General features: G+C 60.8%; 16 protein-coding genes. 1 reads left to right on the top strand and 15 read right to left on the bottom strand.

Going from position 1 to position 20,383, the window contains the following annotated elements:
* Positions 1-111: 111 nt before the first annotated feature.
* The 12 genes from EI982_RS00700 to EI982_RS00645 all read right to left on the bottom strand — a co-directional run bounded on the left by EI982_RS00700 (position 112) and on the right by EI982_RS00645 (position 17,823).
* Entirely contained in the window at positions 112-372 is a 261-nt protein-coding gene (locus EI982_RS00700; RefSeq protein WP_157687677.1) for a HalOD1 output domain-containing protein, read from the bottom strand.
* 97 nt (positions 373-469) lie between these two features.
* Complete coding sequence (locus EI982_RS00695) at positions 470-805, bottom strand: DUF7558 family protein (protein WP_157687676.1); 336 nt, start codon at positions 803-805, stop codon at positions 470-472.
* A complete protein-coding gene (locus tag EI982_RS00690) occupies positions 802-1,092 on the bottom strand; it encodes a DUF8069 family protein (RefSeq protein WP_157687675.1) in 291 nt (96 codons plus the stop codon). The genes EI982_RS00695 and EI982_RS00690 overlap by 4 nt, the downstream gene beginning before the upstream one ends.
* Positions 1,093-1,919: 827 nt before the next feature.
* A complete protein-coding gene (locus EI982_RS00685) occupies positions 1,920-3,869 on the bottom strand; it encodes a hypothetical protein (RefSeq protein ID WP_157687674.1) in 1,950 nt (649 codons plus the stop codon).
* Positions 3,870-3,962: 93 nt separating this feature from the next.
* Positions 3,963-5,975 (bottom strand): hypothetical protein, encoded by a 2,013-nt coding sequence (locus EI982_RS00680; protein WP_157687673.1) that lies wholly within the window; start codon positions 5,973-5,975, stop codon positions 3,963-3,965.
* A gap of 39 nt (positions 5,976-6,014) precedes the next feature.
* Entirely contained in the window at positions 6,015-10,376 is a 4,362-nt protein-coding gene (locus EI982_RS00675) for a type IV secretory system conjugative DNA transfer family protein (protein WP_157687672.1), read from the bottom strand.
* Entirely contained in the window at positions 10,369-12,456 is a 2,088-nt protein-coding gene (locus EI982_RS00670; protein ID WP_157687671.1) for a VirB4 family type IV secretion system protein, read from the bottom strand. The genes EI982_RS00675 and EI982_RS00670 overlap by 8 nt, the downstream gene beginning before the upstream one ends.
* Positions 12,453-13,466 carry a TraC-like domain-containing protein gene (locus EI982_RS00665; RefSeq protein WP_157687670.1) on the bottom strand — a complete coding sequence of 338 codons (1,014 nt, stop codon included), beginning with the start codon at positions 13,464-13,466 and terminating at the stop codon, positions 12,453-12,455. Before EI982_RS00665 ends, EI982_RS00670 begins: the two co-directional genes overlap by 4 nt.
* A gap of 3 nt (positions 13,467-13,469) precedes the next feature.
* Entirely contained in the window at positions 13,470-14,801 is a 1,332-nt protein-coding gene (locus EI982_RS00660; RefSeq protein ID WP_233255213.1) for a TrbL/VirB6 family protein, read from the bottom strand.
* A gap of 25 nt (positions 14,802-14,826) precedes the next feature.
* Positions 14,827-15,735, bottom strand: a complete 909-nt coding sequence (locus tag EI982_RS00655; protein ID WP_233255212.1) for a hypothetical protein — start codon at positions 15,733-15,735, stop codon at positions 14,827-14,829.
* Entirely contained in the window at positions 15,720-17,375 is a 1,656-nt protein-coding gene (locus tag EI982_RS00650; protein WP_157687668.1) for a DUF8186 domain-containing protein, read from the bottom strand. Before EI982_RS00650 ends, EI982_RS00655 begins: the two co-directional genes overlap by 16 nt.
* 25 nt (positions 17,376-17,400) lie before the next feature.
* Positions 17,401-17,823, bottom strand: coding sequence for a hypothetical protein (locus EI982_RS00645; protein WP_157687667.1), 423 nt, complete (start codon positions 17,821-17,823; stop codon positions 17,401-17,403).
* Between the two features lie 139 nt (positions 17,824-17,962).
* Between EI982_RS00645 and EI982_RS00640 the strand changes: the two genes are divergently transcribed.
* Complete coding sequence (locus EI982_RS00640) at positions 17,963-18,169, top strand: hypothetical protein (protein ID WP_092663511.1); 207 nt, start codon at positions 17,963-17,965, stop codon at positions 18,167-18,169.
* Positions 18,170-18,186: 17 nt separating this feature from the next.
* On the opposite strand, the gene EI982_RS00635 is transcribed toward EI982_RS00640, so the two are convergent.
* The 3 genes from EI982_RS00635 to xseA form a co-directional block, all read right to left on the bottom strand.
* Positions 18,187-18,411, bottom strand: a complete 225-nt coding sequence (locus EI982_RS00635; protein ID WP_233255211.1) for a hypothetical protein — start codon at positions 18,409-18,411, stop codon at positions 18,187-18,189.
* A 709-nt stretch (positions 18,412-19,120) separates the two neighbouring features.
* On the bottom strand, positions 19,121-19,303 hold the full coding sequence (gene xseB / locus EI982_RS00630; protein ID WP_089649913.1) for an exodeoxyribonuclease VII small subunit: 183 nt from the start codon (positions 19,301-19,303) through the stop codon (positions 19,121-19,123).
* Position 19,304: 1 nt separating this feature from the next.
* Entirely contained in the window at positions 19,305-20,357 is a 1,053-nt protein-coding gene (xseA, locus tag EI982_RS00625) for an exodeoxyribonuclease VII large subunit (protein WP_157687666.1), read from the bottom strand.
* Positions 20,358-20,383 lie beyond the last annotated feature (26 nt).

Genomic DNA, 20,383 nt, shown 5'->3' with positions numbered 1-20,383 from the left:
TCGTCCCCCGACCCCGCAAGCACCGCAGGGACGAGGAGCGCAGCGGTGGTCGCGGGATGCCGAGCGGCCGAGGGCTTTCAGGGGTCGTCTCTGTCGACGATACCGAGCGCCTTACTGGTTCGGTGAGCCGACTGGCTCGTCGAGAGGGATGTCGACGCCGTCCTTCGTGACGACGACCTCAACCCCCTCGACGGTGAATCGAACCTCGACATCGCCGGAGGATGATGCGAGGAGTCGTTCGAGTGCCTCGACGTCGACGACATCGTGGAGTTGGTACGAATCGCTCGGCAGGCCGTGGACTTCCAGGGTTTCGACGATTTCGATAAGGAGATTCGAGGACTGGTCCGTATCACTCGGAGGTGAGGAATCCATCCTAATCTCAACCGGTCAAAGGACGAACAGCAGTTAAAAGCGGGGGTTTGACGGTTGGTGAGGTCACTTCAGAAGAACGACTGGATCCTCTTTAGCACTACTCCGCCGACTCGACGCGGTGGTCGGCTAAGTCTCGCGTCCAGTACGTCGCCGCCCCATCGGGACAGCAATCCGCACAGAACTGGAGCGGCCCCTCGAGATGGCCGAGGTCCACGCGGAATCGAGTAAGCGCCGCGAGCGCGTCGACGACGAGCCCGCAGCCGTCACAGGCGTAGTGGTCGCGCTGCTCGGGGTCCGGAGTGACTTGCGTCGCACAGTCGACACAGATCGGGTGACTCACCCGTTCGTCCTTCCCCCAGGTGTACGCCGTACCGGTGTCCGTGCCGGGCGGCGCCGCACAGAACGCACACCCGACGACCGTCTGTTGGGTCACGACTCCGTCTCGCCGGCGTTCCCGGCTGCCGTCCAGCCCTCGTGGAAGACGGCGAGCTGCCACAGCGATTCGAATGCTGCCCCGCTGGGTTCGTGTACGAGGACTCGCTCGTCGACGACGGGGGTGACCGTCCCGGCATCGAGCAGATCTCGGACAAGGTCCCGTGCCGCTTCGTCGTCGAGATCCGCTGTCGACGGTCGGCGCGCATCTCGATCCTGCGCGAGAAGTTCCCGCTCGAAGCGTTCGTGATCGTCTGCCGTATCGTCGTGGATATCTGGCCCAGACATACGTATCAGGGGACAGGTGACGACCTGCCCCGCACCCATTCTGGGGCGCGACAAACAGCTCTCTCGAGCCCCGCTCGTCCGTTCTGCTACGACGACTGCTCGACCCTCCACGCCCCACGCCATCGTCCGGGTGGCAGATCTCCCCCGTGGCCTGCGGCCTGGCACCTCGGCCCTGTTGGCCGCGAACGCAACTTTGGCCGGCCACCCCCACCATATATCGGTTGATTTTCCTGCTGTCTAGTGGGTGGCTCCACCCTCAAATCGAAAGACAGCGATACCTGACACCAGATTTCGTGGGCTGTCCGGGAATTCCCTCGTTCGTGAGTCTGGTGTCTAGTGCTGGCGTCCTGCGATTTTGTGGACTCAGCTCGGATCGCATCATCCTTGATGTCTAGAATAGGTTGGTGCTGGTGTCAGGCTGTCCATTCAGGCGATTAAAGAGAAATGGTTCTGTTGAAGTTTGCAGCAAGTGCTGGAAATGGCGTTCTGAGTATAGAGTTTGAGTTCAGCAGGGCAGCTCTACAGCGGTCGCGAGAAAGCGATATACCTTATTCGCGGCGAATCGGGCGTCGTCCGAACCACTCCACGAGAGAGTTAATACCCTGTCACCTCCTGCTATTTAGCTCTTGAATCGGCGGTCCCGATATTGGGGATAAACGAGTGCAAGTTGACGCGAGTTTTCCAATCGATTGAGACAGCCAATCCCAAGTATGGTCCGCGATGAGGTGAAGGTGACAGCCTTTTCGACCCCATATGCCGCTATCTGGATGGCATTCTTTCATTCCATTATATATCCACCACACTTCCCCGTAAGTAATGAACTAATTTTAAACATCTTGCAGATGAGGAGGAACATCTTCGAAAAAAGTGAAATAGAATTTATCGATATAGTACCATGTGAACTTCGGGCCATACTCTCTTTTTGCTTCCAATATCGTATTTGCCTCATCCAAATCTCGGACAACGGACATCTCGGTGACGGCTTCAAGCCCAGAATCCAAGAATAACTCGTACAGTTCTTCAGGAGATTCTTCTAACAAACAAAGTCCAACTCCCTCCACATGCCCTTGCTCCTGTCTCTCATAACGCGGATCTGATCCAGGGACTAAGGAAAAGTGACCGCCTCCAGTCTCGTTGTCTACTTCTAAGATAATACCATTCATCTTAAATCTAAGCTCCTGAGACTCGATTGGCATGTAGTTCCCTTCTTCATCGACGTCATTGGGGTCTAATATACCGACCGACGGTATTGTTGCTACATTATCCTCGGTGAGTTGGTCAATGACATCAAGCAATTCCTGAGCGACGTCACGCGTCAACTCATATTCTTCTCGATAAAACTCTACCACGTGACCAATGCCTGACGGCCACAGATACGGGAGCCAAATTTCTGAATCAGCGGCCCGACCTACGTTTCGCATATACTCCAAGTCTTCAGGAAAGGCGGGTTCAGGAAGCTCAGGTAAATCAAACGGGGTATTCAAATGTTGAGTTGCGGACTCTCCTCTGTATTCCATGACAACGTCTTCAATCGGTTCTATATCGGACAAGGAATCCAATTCCAAGAACTGCCACAGTGGAAGCTGGTACAAGCTAAAAGAGAAGTTCTGAGTGAAATTCATCCCAAGCAGATGATCCTCATCACTCTCCATCTCCACGTCGAACAAAATCGGATATTCGTATGATGGTTTCCGATCGCCTTCTGTTTCAACAACCATATCGTTCCCTCGTTTCCGCATAGCCATGGCTACTTTATTCCGGGCAGGCAGCTCGTACTGCTCCAGATCATCCGGGAAAGCATTTTCAGGTAACCAAATCGTGGTATCCGCGTTCTGAATACTCTTCACCGAAAACTGACTGCCTCCATCTGATGAAGCCGCAACACCGTACAGACTCGGATCTAAAGAGACCTCCTCACCGGTTCGAACGGATTCATTGACCTTCTGCTTGATATCGTACATATGAGTGTAGAGGTTTCTAGTCAATTTCACAATGGACACTGATTGGTCCCGGAGCATACTGACCGGAGCGGTAAACGTGTAGAGTTCCCCACCCCGTCTATCACCGGTCGTCTTGCAGAGGAAAGATACAAATTCCATATCCAGTTCGATCTCCCCCTCTCCATCCGGTCCTTCTATCGCGAATTCAGAATCCGGCATCGGGTAAACACGGTTCCCATGTTTTACTGCGTTATAGGGCTCTTCGAACCGGAGAAAGAATTCAGCGATATCTTGAAGCTGGCCCTTAATGTGGTCAAGGGAAACTGAGATCGCCTCTTCCAAGTTGTCTACTGTTAAATCAGATGGGTTGTCAACGATGTCCTCAATAGACACCTCATCGATGTTCTCCTCAATCTTGTCGTATCCGAATTGACTTTTCAACCAGTCATCGGTAATAGTGTCCGCTTGGTACTCGTTGATAACGTCATCAAGTTCGCCATCACGGATGGATTCAAATATTCCCTTGACCTGTTGTGGCATTGTGCCCGTGATGGCTTGTATGAAGTCTACGTCAGTATCAAGCCGGCTGTAGAGATAGATCCCGAATTCCTCGATGTACTGCATGACCTCCCGGAACACGGCTACGTTCGCATAAATATCGGCCTCAATTTTCTCTTCGTCATCGAACTGATCCATCCCAGCGTCGAGACTTCCAAGGGATTTTTCGATAAACGTGTAACCTAATCGCGGGGAGTGTCTTGCTTCGAAGTGTTCACTGGGAGACCGTTTATCATCATCGTCACCAAAGAACTCTGTCCCCTCGAAATTGTCACTCATTGAGGGTACAGAATTGGCTAGGCTCCTTCTATTTTAGGGGGGAAGAGAACTAATCCAGTCCGGAGATGGAAGAACTGAGGAATGAGATGTCTATTAATCGAACGAAACGAACCGTCTCGCCCTGTCAAGTGGGGTCTGGTCCTCGTCCTGGTCCCCTTGATTCGGCTCTTGCTCGAACTCACGTTCTTCGAGAGCGGTTTCCAGCCGATCGCGTTCGGAGCGTACGGTAGCGAGTTCTGATCGGAGCTGGTTGACCTCCGTTTCAAGTTCCTTGATTCGCTCCGATTTCTCCTCTAGTTCGGACTCGAGACGCTCGACCTTCGCTGTCAACAGCCGGTTCTTTTCGCGGAGGTGTGCCCGGTCCAAGTCACCAGGTCGCTCGTCGCTCGGGAGAGCATCAGGGATCGACTCCGACTCGTCGTCAGCTGTGTCCTCCTCGGGCGTGACTTGCTCTCGCCCGTGGTTCAGGCCCGCGTCTTCGATGGCTTCCAGCGTCTCGTTGTAGGTTTCGTAGCCGGGGAACCCCTCATAGGTTCCATCCTCACCCTCCCGATCGACGAACGCGTCCTCGGGACAGACTTCGAGCGCGACAGCTGCTTTCCGAACGGCCCAGAAGGGCATCTGGTCGTAGGTTCCGCCGTCGACGCGGTCTGACCCGGCCTCCGGGACCCACACTGGAATGTCGTAGCCGGCGTTCCGCAGTTCGTCGACGGCCGCCCAGTAGTCCTCCCCGTCGAGGTCCGCATCGGCGTCGGAGATAATCCCCGTCGCGAGCGCCATCAGCTTCGCTGGCCCGCCGCCGGCGTTCACCTTTGAATCGCCGAAGGTGTTGGCCTGCTCGTCGACGAAACAGGACTGCCCGCTTTCACTGTGCCGCCAACTCGGGTCGAACTGCGGCCGCGGCTGGTTTGGATCCGTATCATAGGCATCGCTCGCGTAGTGGCGGGCGATCTCGGTGATATCGATGTTCTCCACGGCTTCGTAGACATCTTCTTTGAACGGCGTAATTGGCCGCCCTTCGAGGGTGCCGTCGAGTTCTGCCAGCCGCTCCTCACGTCGCTGGAGCGCCGCCTCACGCTGGCGCTGTCGCTCCCGTTCGCGCTCGCGCTCCGCTTCGACCCAGGCCTCCAGCGTTGCCCGCCACCCACCGTGGTCCTCGTAGAGGTCCGGCCAGAGTGTCGCGACCAGCGAGTCGACGCAGTCCGTGTGCTCGACCCGTGTGAGGTCGTCGGCCCAGTTGACCGCCTGCTCGATGAGGGCGTTGTCGACGGTCTCGAACGGACGGAGCTCGTAGCGGACGTCGTCGGTCGCGATGGGCGTGACGACGGCATCGTGGTCGGCGTGAACCGACAGCGGCGGCTTGTACTGCCGGTTCTTGTTGTTCACCCAGTCGGGCTGGATGACGTCGCCGGCGCCGGCGACGCGCTCGTTCACACGGGTTTCTGCCTTCTGGAGCCACGCGTTCGAGCGGTCGAGGAACTCGTCGAATACCCGTTCGAGCACATCCGGATCGTCGCTGAAGTGATCTGCAATCGGGAGCGTGGCCTCCGGGGCCCCGAAGACGTACGCGCCCCCGACGGAGTCCAGCGCATACACCGCGTCCCGCGTGCTGTAGAGCGTCGTATACTCCTCGATGTAGGCCTCAAGCGTTCGCTCGACGAGAGCACGCGTCTCGGCATCGAGGTCACCACGCTGCGGCTTGATGTCGTCGGCGAGGTCGATGTCGCCCCAGGCGGGAACCGCCCGGAGGTCGGCATATCCAGGGGTCGGGGGCTCATCCTGCCAGACGGTCGTCCCCTCAGACTCATCGTACCGACAGGGTTCCCACCGCTGGAAGGCGGACGGTGTCTTGTAGGTGGTGACGGCGTAGAGTGTTCGTTCGAGGCGGTCGTGGATCTCGTCGTAGTCACGATCGAGACGGGCAACCCGCCCGCGCTGGGGGTATCCGGCCTTGATGGCCTCGACGTTGTCGTGGTCGCGTTTGATGTACCACCCGACAAAGTCGTTCAGCCCGATAGTCGGGTAGTCCTTGACGGTCGCCAGCGCCTCATAGACGGGTTTGGCGCGACGGTAGTGCTCGCGGATGGCTGCTTCGGAGAGCGTCATTTCGTGTGCTCCTGCACCTCCTGAGCGGGAGCGAAGCAACTACGCACTGGCATCGCTCGATTCCTCCTGGTCGCCGGCGTCGGTCAACTCGATTCCGACGTAACAGCGCTGCGTCTGGCCGTCCAACCACTTCTTGTCGCGCTCGAACTGAGCGTGGTCGCGAAGCGTCCGTGTGAACCGATTTTTCGGCTTCACCTCGTACTCCGCGGCCGCCGCATACTGCTCGTACGCATCGTACACCTCAGCGACCGCGACGACCCCGTCGTCGGATTCGGTGAGACGGTCCCTGACGAATGCCTGAATGCCGTACGGGTCCGCCTCGTCGTCTTCTTGCGCGTCGGAATCGGTCGAGTCATCCGGGGATTCTCCTGCCGGATGGAGCGTCCCGTCCTGGATTGCGTCTACGAGGGCCGAAATCCCGGTGAATGTCTCTGTGTCTGGCGTGTGGATGTCGAGCGTCTGGTCGTCCCCGACAGTCGCAATCGCATACGAGCGCTCCGTATAGTCCGGAACGGGCAGGTCGGTACTGGGCACGAACGGGCGCTTGACGGGCACCCAGTCCGATTCGAACGCCTCACGTGACTCGTAGGACTCGGGCAGTTCCCCCGGCCTGAAGACGGTGTAAGTCTCGCTCTCGGCATCGTAGCTGTACGTCGCCGGGAACTGGTCTTTCGACACGGCGTCGAAGGAGTCGATCCGGGCGTGTTGGTCCCCGGCACTATCCTCCAAGACGAACGCACCGTCCCGCTCGAACCAGCGGGTGTGGCGACTACCACCGGTGGCCGGTCGGACGGCCGTCACCCCATCCGCGGCTCGCGCACCGCCGTTGAATGTGACGTTGTGGTTCATCGTATACAGCCGCGTCTCACCGGAGGAGAGCTGATTTCGTGGCTCATCGAGGATCTTCGCGAGCCGGTCGGCAATCTCGTCAGCTGGTTGATCGTCGTGGTCTGCGACGACGAACAGCGGGATTCGGTCCTGTTCCTGGGCTTTTCGGAGGTTCGAGAGGACCTTCGCCGGCCGGACGTGGGTGGTGGTTTCGACTTCGACCTGGAGCTCCCAGTCGAGGTCCGAATGCGTCGCGATGGCGTCAGGGCGGGACTCACCGTTCTGATCGAGGACCTCCACGGAGAACTCCGCCGCTGCGAGCGCCCGCTCGACTGTCTCGAGCACTGCATCGTGGTGCTCGCTCCCGCCGGTCGGTGATGTCGACGTATCGGGTGTGGCTGCCTGCTCACCCCCGTCTGTGAGCCGACACTGCACCGACGATGCCCCGTCCGGGAGATCGACCTGAATGAGCGAGGACGCCTCCCGCACTTCTGGTAGTGTCTCGTAGCCCTGCGCCTCGATAGTGCCTTCCTCGATGCGCGAGAGTAGTTCCTCGTCGACGTCCTCGACAGACACCCAGCCGTTCGTCTCGCGGACATCGTTCGACAGCTGGACGGCGCGGATCGCACGGGCCATCGTGACCTCCAACGGCAGGTCGTCGGCGTTCTCCAGAGCGACGTCAGTCGCCGCGTCACGACTCTCCACGGTCGTCCCGCCGGCAACCCCGTACTCCTCGCGGGTATGCTCGTGGACGGCCTCCAGGGCATCTTGGAACCGCTCTTCCTGCGCCCCGGTCAGAGGCTGCTCGCTATCGGGATGCCCGGGCGGAATCGGGAGGGGTTCGATACTGAACGGATCGGGGCCGGTTTCGCCGAACTCAGGACTCGGGAGCTGGGCGATCCACTCGCCACGCGGGAGTGAACTGATCCGATTCTTGAACTCGACGGGATCCATCGCCTCGTGTGAGAGTGCCTCGGCGATGTCGGCGTCGACGGCGATCTTCCCGACGAGCGGACTGCCGATGTTGTTCAGGACGTTCAGGTAGACCTCGCGGTTACCAGCCTCCTTCATCTGCTCGGGGAACTGCGTTACGAGTTCGATGGACAGCCGGAACTCCCGCCCCTTTTCGAGCAGCGTCGTCAGCGTGTCCGAGACGACGACCGACGACGCTTCGTCGATGAGCAGGTTCGCCACGTAGTCGTCCGGCTTGCGGGCCAACTCGTCGCCGTCGCGACGCTTGACAGCGTCGTAGAGTTGCGTCAGGATGACGCCGGTCATCACGCGAGCGGCCTCGTCGCGGAGGTCGCCCAGATCGAAGATGACCACCTTGTCCTCGTCGAGGAGGTCGCGGAAGTCGAACTGTGACTCGGTATTGTTGAAGATTCGTCGAAGGTGAGCGTCCTGCGTGATGTAGTCCATCCGGTTGCTGATGCCGCTCACGACGTTCGAGAACGTCGCCGGGTTCGAGCGCAGGTGTCGCTCCAGTTTCTCGGCCACCTGCGGGTCGCTCGCCCGTGGCGCGTCTTCCGGCGTCGGATCCGGGGGGCCGGCGGCGTGGAACTGCGTGACTGCGTGTTCGAGCTGGTCGTGCGTGAAGTAGTCAACATCCTGCCGGAAGTGCCCGTTTTCGAGGCCGTACTCCTCGTCGTACATCGCCTTGATGAGGTACTTGATGAGCGTCGGCGAGGCGATGGCGTCCTCGTAGCGCTCCGGCCCCATCACGAGCTTGATGAGTTCCTCGTAGTGGTCGGCCTTGTCCTGGATCGCGTCGACGCGACGGACCCCATCCTCCAGCGCCGGCGTGATGTCGAAGAACGCGAAGCCCGGCAGGATGTCGGGCACCGAGAAGTGGAGGACGTTCTCCTCGAGGTCGTCGGTGCCGAACCGCTTCGCGTGAGCCCGCATATAGTTCTCGGGGAGGTTCCCACCCTTGGAGTCGATCAAGAACACGGGGCCCGTGGTCTGCTCGTACAGGGAGAGCGCGTCGTTGATCAGCGCGACTGATTTGCCGGCGCCGCTCTTCGCGAACCGGCCGACGTGGAACGGAAGGAGATGCGGGGGAATCCGCATCGGCTCCGGGGTAGGCGTGCCGTCCTCCCCGAGACCGCGGCCGATCGCCATCCCGGCGTCTGTGAACGCATCCATGTGGTCCTGCGCGGGGAGCGGTAGGGGCGTCCGGCTCTCGGGTTCGGCGTCGGATCCCCGCCCGCCCTCGGTCGTGAGCTCGGTCGCCGGCGGGACGACCACGAAGTTCGCGAGTTCCGCTGGCCCTAGAACGAGATCGGGGCGGGTCTTCCGCCAGTCGCTCTTGGTCGTGAGGCTGGCGTTGAAAACGCGGTCGGGGTGTTTCTTCGCTCGACGTCCCTTTCGAAGCCCGCGGCGGACGCGCTTCGGTCGGAGCCGATAGTGGGCCCCGTTCAGGTGGTCGAACACGGACCCGATATCGTCGAGACGGTGGTCGACGCGCTCGCGCTGTCGGTCGGTGGCCACGAGCGAGAGCGCCCGCATATTCACCGTGAACGTGTGCTGTGGCTCTTTCTCATCGATGGCCTCGACGCGCTCCCGACCGCCGATGTCAAGGTATCGGCGCTGGCGGCCAGTATTCGAGGGGCTCTGTGGTTCGTTCTCGGTGTTTCCGAGGAGTTCTCCGAGGAACCAGTCGACGATCCGGTCCTCGCCCTCGCGGAGTTTCCGCTGGCGTTCCCGCGCCTCGTGCGTCCAGTCCGGCTTCCGCTGGAAGAGCACCTGAAACGCGATCGGGTGTTCGGCGCGGGTCAGCTGGTCGATGAGTGATGCGAGCGGCGCCCGTGCGTTGTCATCGTCCTCGCCTTCAGTCTCGGTGAACTGCGGCAGCGTCGTCATCCAGTCTTCGCGTCGGGCCGCCTTCCCACACCAGGTGATTCCCAGCGGTGTCGTCTCCTTGACGCTCGGAGGCATGTGATCCGGTTGCTGCCGGAACTCGGAATCGGACGGTGGGCTCGTCCTCAGATTGTCACTCGACTCGGTCCCGAACAATAACTCAGCGTCGTCGTCTGCCGATGTAGTGCTCTCAGAAACCACGCTCCCACCGTCGCCGACTGGCTCTTGGCTTGTAGCATCGAAGAGCGGCGCGGGGTCCGCATCGGAGTGCGGGTCATCGAAGGCCTCCTCAGACGTCTCAGTATTCATCTCGGGACGGTCATCGCCCCCGGCACCGCTGTCGTGAGCTGGCTCTGCTGTCGACGGGAGCAACTTCGCCTCCAGGTCCAGGGTAACCCGCTCGAACGTCACAGTCGGTGGATACAGCGTCCGGAGGCGCTCCTCGAAGGCATCCATCCGCCGGTCGGCACCGTAGTAGAACTCGACCGGCTCGTCTGCGCCCTCGCTCACTGCGAGGAATTCGAACACCGGCGGTGGATCACCAAAGGGCCCGATACCCTTGAGAAGTCCATCGTTGCCGGCATCAAGGCCGTGGAGGCCGGCGAGCTGTCGAACCACAGTCTCCGGTGCGAGATCACTCCGGGACGGCGTGATTCGGATGTACTCGTCACCGCTGTTCGCAGTCGCGGAGTCCGACGGGTGCTGTTCAGTCATCCTCCTGTGAGGCAGTGCTGGTTGGGTCACCGCCGTCGGCCCGAGCGCCGGCGGGGCGACTGTCCGGGCTCGTCACGCTTGCGCTCGACTCGGGCTCGAGTTCGGCAACGTCCGCAGCGCCGCCGTCGATGACGTGCGCCTCGTAGTCGCTGGCTCGAATCCGAAGCGGGAACCAGCCTTCCTGGTCGATGCCAACGAGCGCCTCCGAGTAGCCGTCCTCGTCCTCCCCCGCCTTCGCGGAGGTGACCCAGTTCACCTGCCGCTCGCTGAGGTCGAACCACTTGGCAATCTTCTCTTTCTCCTCGTTGACACGGTGGAGGACGGTCAGCGAACAGAGGTTCGCGATGGTGCGAGCCTCCGGCGTCAGCGCGAATTCACCCCCCGTTTGCGTGATGAATTCGAGGCTCAGATCGAAGTGGCGGCTGTGCCGGACAGCCGTCTCCAAGAAGTCCAACGAGACGGCGTCGTTCATCAGGTAGTGCGCCTCGTCGATGCAGAAGACGACGCGCTTGTCGGTCTGCTTGACCCGCTCGTACACGCTGTTGAACAGCACCTGCATCATCAGGCTGGTCTCCGCCCGGCCACGGGTGCCCTCCTCCTGGTGGAGATCGAGGTAGATGACCTTCGAATCGAGGTCGAACTCGGAGGGGCGAGCAAGGTTCTCGAGTTCACCACCCTCGCGGAACGACGGCCGGAGGTCCTTGAGGAGCGACTGGGCATCCGACTGGACGGCTTCCTGCTCGCCCTCAGTGACGTACCCGTACTCCTCGGGGTCTTCAACCATCTCCTCGAGGACCGTAATGACGTCGTGGATGGTGGGCGAGTCCCGGGTATGCGTCTCCGGGTCGCGGGTGATCCCGCGCTTCTCGTAGGCTTCCTGGACAGCCCGCCGGAGCGTCTGGTTGCGCTCGCCGAGCGGGTGGTCCGCGACGTGCTCGAAGAACGTCGCGAAGAAGGTCATCACCCAGTTGATCTGCTCGCCCCACGGGTCGATGTCGTCGACCTCCTGTAGGACGTGGTCGGGTGTCGGCTTGATCTCCAGTGGGTTCAGCCCTCGCCGGCCACCGACCGTAATGCGCTCGCCATCGAGCGCCTCGTTGACGCCGGCGAACCCCCGCATCGGGTCGAGCATAATGACGACCGTATCCTCATCGAACATTGCCCGCCGGACGAGCCGGAGCTTCGTCGCGAAGGATTTGCCCGCGCCGAGCCGGCCGATAACCATCATACAGTAGCCGGTTTGCCGCTTGAAGCGGTCGAGGATGAGCGGGCTCGAATTCAGCGCGTACGTTCCGTACTCGATGCCGGGCTCCGCAAACGCACCGGAAACGAAGGGGAACATCGCGCCGACCGCCCCGCCGAGCATCGGCGTTTTGCTGTCCAGCGTCTCGTTGAACTGATCGAGAGCGATGGGGCTCGCCGACGTGAAGGTCTTCAGCTGTGACCACCGTGGCGTCACCGGCGTCAGATTCGCGGGGGCCTGTCGGGCCGTCGTCGACACCGACTCGGCGTCGATGTTCTCGCGGTCATCGCCCCGGACCGTGAGATACATCGAGACGTCGAACGCCTGCATAGTCGTGTTCCGGAGGACGTCGTACATCTCTTGGTGGTCCTCGAGGTCTTTCTCGACGCCCCGCGCACTCGCACGGTGTTTCTCGGTCAGGTACTCGTAGTCGGCTTCGAGGTCCTCGATCTTGTTCTCCAGCGAATCCAGCGTCTCTCGCGTGTCACGGGGATCGATGTGGATGCTGACATCCGTCTGCTGGGTCTCGGCGGCCGCGTACAGCTTTTCGAGGAAGCCGTCCATTGGCGCATCGGGGTACTCGCCGACCCACAGGCTCTGTGCCCACTGGGTGTCGGTCCTGAGAGCGCTGGGTGTTCGCTCGATACTCGACGGCGAGACGACGGTCTGATGGATCTCGGGGATGCCGTCGACCGCCTCACCGTCGGCTTCGTAGTCAACGGTGAGCTGTGGCTCGCCATCATCCGCCCCATCTCCATCGGGAGTCTCGTCTGCGGTCGCCTCGTCGTCAGTTTCTGAACTATCCGAGCCGGTGAAGGGCAGCAGGTTTCCAATCATGGTTTGTTGATGACGGGGGACGTGCGGAGCACCTGTTCGGGATCGCCGTACTCGATTTCCGTACCGCTCCAGTATTCCGCGATAAGGCGGGTGAGTTCGGCCGCATCGACGGGGCGCGTGTCACACCCCTCGATGCCCCGCAAACCGCGCTCGACCCGCCGGCGCCGCTCGTCCAGTTCCTCAAGCATCGCGGCTCGCTCTTCCTCTTCAGGCGGCGCCGTGACAATCTGGACAAGGATGCCCAGCACGGGGATCCCAGCGAGCTTTTCGAGGAGGCTGGCCCGTTCGTACCGGACCTCCTCGGGCCGCACCGGGATCAGGACATAGTGGTCGCGAATGGTCATCTGGCGCTGGGCCAGCTCCCGGTCGTACCAGTCGACGTAGTGCTCGATGAGCGCCTGGAGTTTCTCGTTGGATTTGACATCGGGGTCGCTCAACCGGTCCTCGTAGCGGCCGACGTACTCGTCGGCGGGGAACGCCTGCGTCGACGAGTAAATCTGGATCGGGAACTCGACGGTCGTGTTGACGAAGTCCTGGAAGGCCTCTGCCTTCTGGGCCCATTCCTCGTCAGTCGCGAGCGCCATCGTCGGCGGCGACACCTGTACCGCCCCGACGAGGGCCCGGTCCGTCCGCTCGATGGCGTCGTGTCGCGGGTAGACGCGCTCAACGTGGGTGTACTCCTTCGCCTCCTCGTGGGCGATCTCCGTCTCGCTGCGGTGGAAGTTCACGAACAGGCCGAGCCAGTCGAGACTGTTGGTGTAGCCGGGCGTGAGGTAGACGAACAGCCCACCGAAGGCGATCGCAATCGCCGCGAGGGGGATTGTGAGGGCAGACACCGGGATGCCGCGGACCGTGAGCGACGGTGGAATAACGACCTGCGTCACTAGGACGACCAGGACACCGGGAAGGCCCGCAACGGCGAGGTCCGTTAGGGAGTACTTCCCGAGGAACTGGGTGTCGGTACCGAGCGACTTCGGAATTCGTTTCGCGGGGTCAGTTGCGGAGCTCATGGGTTACTGGATGTATCGGGGCGGGTCGTCTCTCGACTCGCGATTCCGGTTCCGCGGCTGCGGGTCGCGGAGAGCCTCGTCCCGCTCGAACTCTCCGCTCCCGTCGTTGCCACCACCATCCCCGCCAGAGCCGGTACTGGCGGTCGAGCCACCACCGCTGCCACCGGACCCGCCTTGCCCGCCGTCTCCGCCGCCGCCGTCCGAAATCGCCTCGCGAAGACGGGAGCCGGTCGTGTTGAGGCGCTGGCCGGTCGCGTGCGCTCTGGAGTCACCGGAGTTCAGCACGTACTGCCCACCGCTCTTGACCGCCGGCTCGTCGCGCACTCCACGGACGAAGTTTTTCCCGCCCTGCTTCGCCGACTGGAGCCGTTCCCGGCCTCTGGACAGTCGCCCCCGAGCCTTCTGCGCCGAGACGTGCCGGGCGGCCCGATCGGCGATGAAGAACAGAGCCCCCGCCTGCCAGAAGAGGATGAACGGCGACGCCACAGCAACCAGCGGGATGATGAGCGCAGTCAGCCACGCTCCGAACTCGCCGGCAGAGAGACCGAAACTCGTGCCGAGGATATCACCGAGGCGGAACAGTAGTGCGACCGGGACAGTCATGAACAGGAACGGCACGTAGAACCCGGCCAGTTTCTTCATGAACTTCGACACCAGCGAAAACGGCCCCACACCGGGGATCCAGAAGACGATGAGCAGCGGCATCAGGAAGACGAACAGGTAGAGTGCGAGCTGCCGCGCCAGGTAGATGAGGCCGATCAGCACGAACAGGATGAAATTCGTCGAAAGGGCAACGATCGTACCGAGGACACCCATTCCGGTGAACGAAAGCGTCTGGAACAGGGAGATCTCCGACACGGAGGGGACGAGAAAGCCCGCCAGAGCGTCCATAAATCGCATCGACAGTGCGGCGATCCACCACCAAGACAGAATACCGAGGAGACCAGCGAAAGCGCGCTTTTTCAGCTTCGATCGATGGTACCCGTTGAACAGATGGCTGGTGGACTCGAGGAAGATGACAAGCCCGATTGAGAGTCCGTAGAGTGAGAGCGTAAGCGGGAGGATCATCTGCCAGTAGTATTCGTAAATTCCTGGCCAAGCACCGTTGGTCGGTTGACTAAACACAGCATCCGGATGAGGAGTTCCGACGACAACTCGCAGAACGGCATCTCCGTGGCTTTGTATAACGGACTCGATAGGGCTGAAAAGGATCTCAAGCAATTCTTGGATGGCATCAATGATTATATCGCCGAGGGCACCGCCGTCGCCGCTATCGTCACTTTGTGCTAACGCTGGGGAAGTCCCAGTAAGCAGTAAACCTGCGAGGACGAACACGCCTCGGAAAACTCGTCTCGAGAGACTACGCATCCTGCTCACCTCCCTCCACTAATTCGATCTGGACCTCTCTACAGGGGTGTTGAATCGCCCCCTGATCGTCGACGTGATACCCGCCAGAGAGCTGTGCCCGGATAGGTTGCTCAATATCGCCGTGCGGGGTCTGAACGACGACTGTGAGCTCTGCAGTATCTCCCTCACAGGAGACGTCGTCGATATCATCGATAACCAGAACCCCACGCCGTTTCAGAAAGGTCCGTTGCGTCTCCGGACTCAGGAACTCCTTGTCCGAATCTTCGGGTTGCTCGAACGTTGTATCTGCAACACCGTCGATGACCTGTGGAGCGTTTCGGTATGGCGCGTTCTGGAAACCGATATTGTACACCCACGTCGGGCCAGTTCCGACATTCTCGACGGTCACAAACAGCCGGCCGCTACTGTACCCGTCCTCCTCATCGAACTCAGGCTCTACATCAACGACCTGAATCTCTGGTTGTAGCTCAACAGTCATCGACTCGGAGGACTCGCCACTAACTGCGACCAGATCGTATTCGCCGGCCGAGTACGTGTCCCCGGTTTTGAACACGATCTGCATCTCAACCTGCGTCGCCCCTTCCGCGACGGTGGTCTGTTCAAACGTGCTTCCGTCCGGGGCAATCAGATTGAGCCGGTCGACATCGTGATCTTCAGCCAGCGTCACGACGAGGTTGGGGCCCGTGTAATCGACCCCCTCGAAGGCGGAATCAGCGGGTGGGGACGACGTTCCCGTCGGCGATTCCGTTTCACTACCGAGGTTGTTCGTCCCCGAACACCCGGCGACGCCGGCGAGGAGAGCAGTACCTGACCAAGCTAAGAGACGGCGTCGGCTAATGGACCGCTCAACCTCTCGACCGTTGGGTACAGGATTGTCTCTGGTCATCATAGGGACCTCCATGGGGGCCAAATCCGCCATCCAGTGATCCGGTCGACGAAGAACACCGCAAGCAGGAACAGCGAGACGGGCACGCCAATCCGGAACAGCGTCGACACTATCTGGAGCACTGAGCCTTGCAGCAGCACGGTGTCCGAGTCGCCGGTATAGCCCGGGGGATTGAGCCACCAGTGACCCGGTTCGTATCGGGCCGACACACCGCCTGGGGGCCGTTCGATCGTCGTCGTGACGGTTCCGTTGTCGGTCGTGTTGACCCGCTGCCCGTTGACGACGACGTAGCCGTCCCGTTCGGCGGTATTGATTGGTGCGCCGGTATTCGCGTTCTGGAGAATAACCCGGACGGTGACGGTGTCTTCAGTCTGGTTCACCACCTCCAAGGTGAGGTTGCTCTCGTAGATCTGAATTCGAGCGAACTCATCGGCGGGCCGTTCTGCCTCGACACCTCTGACGAGGCCCCATGCACGGACGGTCTCGGGCTGTTCGTCAGCCGTGGCCCGCGTCGCGATGCCGTAGCTGGCCGTGTACGGCTCCGTGAGGACATCCAAATGAACGTTCGACGGGAGCGTCGGCGGCGACGTCGACGTGCCGTACACGTCCAGTATCGTCACGTTCCGGCGGGGCGATGGCGTCGGCCCCGTCTCGATGGGGTAAGCGTTCACTTGGAGTGGATGGAGCGGCGAGTGAGCAGTCCGCTGTCCATCGTCCGAGCTGTAGACCAGCGTATCCCAGTCCTTGTCTCGGGCCGAGTAGAACCGCCAGACACCTCGGACGTCACCGTTTGGCAACTGGTAGCCGAGCCACGGCTGGTTCTTGTAGACGACGAGGCCGAGGTCGCCGTTCGGATACTCGGCGATGAAGCCGGCGACCGCGAGGTCGTACTTCGTGACCTCGATGGAATCGGTCACCGTGACGTTCTCGGTTGGGTATGATACGGAACTCTCCCAGTTGGTGCAGTCGCCCTCGTCGTTGTGGGCGGTACAGGTCTCAACCTCCTTCCGAAGCCGAACCGAGATGTTCGCCTGGAGCGTGAGCTGGTGCTCCTCACCGGCGTACCCATCCAAGGAGTACGACAGCGCCGGCGTGTGAGAGCCACCAGCCGTCGTCTCCTCGTCGCCGTCGACGAGCAGTTTCGTCTCCTCGATTTGGTGGCTCTCGAGACTCCAGTAGACGCGCCTGTCGCCGGAGGTGTCGTCTGGCGGCACTGCCACCCGGTAGTCGACGGTTCCGCGGAGCGTTCCATCTGGGGCGACGTAGAGCGGCTGTCGCGACGGCGACAGGCGTGCTCGTGTGGACGGCTGAACGGCGAACACCTCGGTATAGGCTTCCTTGATGAACTGGCCGCTAGAGAGGTCGGCATCGGGCGGATGGATCGACACGGAGCTGTTCGTCGCCGGGAACTCCTGGTGGTCACCCCGGTTCCATTGCTCGACCGCCCGCGGGGGCGAATCAAACGGGACATCGGTCCCCTCGCCGAGCTGCTCGACTGCCGACCCGTTACTCAGATTCGTGCCGTCAGTTGCGCCGTCCTGATCCCCCGACCACAGTTTGTGAAAGGTCTCCTCCGGGACGCCGTGGTCGGTACTGTTCGGGGGATGGGCGACCGCTGGAACGGCGGCTGTCGATGCGACGAGGACGGCGGACATGACGAGTGCGAATCCTGGTGCGTGGTTAGAATCCACAACTCGTGCCACCGACCACGATGTTGTTCAGGATGAACTGGACGATCTCCGTCCCGAGCGGCGCGACGATCACGCCCCACAGCAGACCCTGATTCCGGACCGACTTCATCTCCTTCTTCCAGTCCGACCGGCGGGTGAACGGGATCGCCACCGTCGCGCCGAGCGCGAGGACACCGCCGATGAGCGGGCCGCCGAACTGGATGATGGTGAAGATGTTCTGGATGGTGTCGGCCATATTGGAATCACAGAAGGCGCTGCCGGGATCCGACTGCGCGGCCGCCGTTCCCACAAACAGGATCAGCGGAAGGAGCGCCAGCAGGATCGGGCCGATGGACCTGTGGATGATCCGAATGACGGACGTCGATTCCTCAGTACTGGCCGGCGTCTCGCCGGAGGGGACCTGAGCACACATCGTTTGTGGGGACGGATAGCACGAACAAAAGAAGTCAGAAAATTTGAATGAGTTTGGAGGTCTCCAAAGTTTTCCAAGTCCTCTAGAGAAGTTCTCATTCTACTGGGATATATGCGACCGCATAGCCTGGGTCGAACTAATGTCAGACGCCGATACAGCAACCAGCGCCGGCAGCTCCGGCTCGGATGTCAGCGACGATGTCGCACGGATCAATATGCGAATCCCGCAAGGCAAATACGAGTGGTTGCAGGAAGAACTCGATTCGTTCACGAGTGATACAGGCAGATTCCAGTACCTCATCCAGTTCTATTCCGACCACAAAGAAGACGACACCGACTGTTCCTGACCGCCGGCGGAAGCGGCTTAAACCATCAGCGGAGCAACGATGAGAAGCGGACAATCCTCGCCCTCGAAGTAGTACTGCTTCACCGTCGTCGCGTCGTCGAACTCGTCGGCATCCTCGGGAAGGGTGATAGTGCGGGCGCTGCCGTGTTCGTGGATCGAGTAGATGCCGAGTTCTGAGAGGTCCTCGCACTCGGCGGGATCCAGTTCTCTACTGACCGCCTCTAACCATGCTTCGACTGACACGGAGGGCCGCTCGTCCGAGTCAGTTTCAGAGAGGTTACTGCGGGGACTCGCTTGTGCCATGATACATTTGCACATACTTGCGCCATATGCACTAAATATTGACGGCCAACACATTTCTTTAATTCCGATTATATGAGTAATGTAGTGTGTGTCTGACGCAGACCAAGTATACGTCAAGAACAGCTACTGAGCGGCTTCAAGGCAGGCTCGGATATCAGCACCTGTCGGGATAGTCAGAATTGCGAGGGGAACGGCCACTAACGACCACCCAACCGGGTCCAGCTGAGGGAGTGGATACGTTGAGAGATAGCCGGCAATACCCAGGGCGACGAGTGGGGTATAGAATAGGGTCGGAGCCAACGACCCGACCCTGATCGCAAGCGTGGGAGCGGTCGGTTCGTAGACCGCGTCGACGTAGGGGCCTCGGCGATTGATGCCGAACGAGACCGAGTCCGCATAGAGACTGTGGACTGCGTAGTGAGCCGACTCGTGAAGCACCCAGGCGACGCCACAAGCTACCAGATAGCCACCGAAGACCAAGACCGACTCGTGTAGCATCGTAGCTCAGACCCGCACGTTTCGAATTGGACGAACCTCGTAGTTAAGCCTGCAGGCTGGCTCGGGACGAACACAATCTTAACCAACAGCACAGCAGGCTTCCGGTGGAGTGTTGGTTAAGGCTCTGACGATTTGTCGACGCCACCGGCGGTCACTCGATCTCGATAACCTCGCCGTCCCCGTCTTGGAGCTGTTCCCGGATTTCAGCCAGTAGTTCCTGACCCTCGTCGTAGAGTTCTCGGCCGTCCTCAAGCGACACCTCATCCGCATCGAGCTGGTCGATGATCTCCTCGACGCGGTCCATCCGCCGTTTGATGTCGGGGTCCTTCGCCATCTCAGATCACTCCTAACCAGAGGGCGGTAATGAGCAACAGCAGTAGGAGGAGGACAGCAATCGCGGCCTTGTAGTAGACCGGCGGAAGGCCCTCGGGAGCAGTCGCCTCCTCGACTGCCTCGGCCAGTTCCTGTTCGTGTTCGTGCTCCTGCTCGAAGGTCTCGTAGGCGGCCTCCAGCTGTTGCTCCAGCGGCTCGATCTCACTGGCGAGGAAGTCATTTCGGGACTTCGCGATGTACTCGCCGGCGGCGGTCGGCGTGATCGCGGCCATATCCGCAACCCGATCCGCGATCAGTCGGTCGTCAGTATGGCCGATTGCGGTCACGATCGGCGTGTTCGCGGTGAAGATCGCTTCCGCGACGCGCTCGGTGTTGAACGCCTGGAGGTTCGAATCGCTCCCGCCACCGCGGCCGACGATGATCGAATCGACGTCCTCTGACCTGTCCAGATGGTGAATCCCATTCGCGATGGACGTCGGTGCCTCCGACCCCTGGACGGTCGCATCCTTGACCAGGATATCGACGGTAGGGTCCTGCTCGTGGATCGCGCTCTGGATGTCGTAGCGAGCGTCGCCCCGGAGTGAGGTCACGACACCGACCCGCTCCGGGAACGCCGGCGGGCGCTGTTTCTGCTCGTCGTCGAACCAGCCACGCTCTTCGAGTTCGCTTCGCAACCGCTCGACGGCAGCTGCCTGGTCACCGTCGCCGACGACGATCACCTCCCACGGCTTGAGGTCTATTTTCCCACCCTCAGTCCAGTAATCGATATCGCCCTCGAGGATGACCTCAGTTCCGTCTTCGAGGTCGGCGCCCATATTCCGGTAGCGGTTCGCCCAGATCATACAGGGGAGCTCCGCGTCGCCGTCAGTGAGGGTGAAATAGAGCGCCGTACTGTTCTGGTGGAGGTCCGTGACCTCGCCGATGCACCGGACACCGTCGAGGGCAGGCGCGTCCTCGACGACCGACGCAATCCGGTCGTTCAGCTGTGATACACTAAGGACCTCTCCAGCCTCGGGTTCGACCGCCTGCCGTTCAGTATCCGGTGCCTCCGCCATACACGTCTGGTAACTTTTGAACAAGA

The organism is Haloplanus salinarum (assembly GCF_009762275.1).
Classification (GTDB): Archaea; Halobacteriota; Halobacteria; order Halobacteriales; family Haloferacaceae; genus Haloplanus; species Haloplanus salinarum.
The sequence above is the reverse complement of the archived record's forward strand: the minus strand, read 5'-3'. Positions and strand labels throughout refer to the sequence as shown.

What these genes read in the sequence shown, in the direction of transcription:
- EI982_RS00640 (WP_092663511.1), top strand. Translation starts at nt 17,963, where the DNA reads ATGTCAGACGCCGATACAGCAACCAGCGCCGGCAGCTCCGGCTCGGAT.
- EI982_RS00650 (WP_157687668.1), bottom strand. Translation starts at nt 17,375, where the DNA reads ATGTCCGCCGTCCTCGTCGCATCGACAGCCGCCGTTCCAGCGGTCGCC.
- xseB (WP_089649913.1), bottom strand. Translation starts at nt 19,303, where the DNA reads ATGGCGAAGGACCCCGACATCAAACGGCGGATGGACCGCGTCGAGGAG.
- EI982_RS00665 (WP_157687670.1), bottom strand. Translation starts at nt 13,466, where the DNA reads ATGAGCTCCGCAACTGACCCCGCGAAACGAATTCCGAAGTCGCTCGGT.
- EI982_RS00645 (WP_157687667.1), bottom strand. Translation starts at nt 17,823, where the DNA reads ATGTGTGCTCAGGTCCCCTCCGGCGAGACGCCGGCCAGTACTGAGGAA.
- EI982_RS00680 (WP_157687673.1), bottom strand. Translation starts at nt 5,975, where the DNA reads ATGACGCTCTCCGAAGCAGCCATCCGCGAGCACTACCGTCGCGCCAAA.
- EI982_RS00690 (WP_157687675.1), bottom strand. Translation starts at nt 1,092, where the DNA reads ATGTCTGGGCCAGATATCCACGACGATACGGCAGACGATCACGAACGC.
- EI982_RS00655 (WP_233255212.1), bottom strand. Translation starts at nt 15,735, where the DNA reads ATGGAGGTCCCTATGATGACCAGAGACAATCCTGTACCCAACGGTCGA.
- EI982_RS00675 (WP_157687672.1), bottom strand. Translation starts at nt 10,376, where the DNA reads ATGACTGAACAGCACCCGTCGGACTCCGCGACTGCGAACAGCGGTGAC.
- EI982_RS00700 (WP_157687677.1), bottom strand. Translation starts at nt 372, where the DNA reads ATGGATTCCTCACCTCCGAGTGATACGGACCAGTCCTCGAATCTCCTT.
- EI982_RS00685 (WP_157687674.1), bottom strand. Translation starts at nt 3,869, where the DNA reads ATGAGTGACAATTTCGAGGGGACAGAGTTCTTTGGTGACGATGATGAT.
- xseA (WP_157687666.1), bottom strand. Translation starts at nt 20,357, where the DNA reads ATGGCGGAGGCACCGGATACTGAACGGCAGGCGGTCGAACCCGAGGCT.
- EI982_RS00670 (WP_157687671.1), bottom strand. Translation starts at nt 12,456, where the DNA reads ATGATTGGAAACCTGCTGCCCTTCACCGGCTCGGATAGTTCAGAAACT.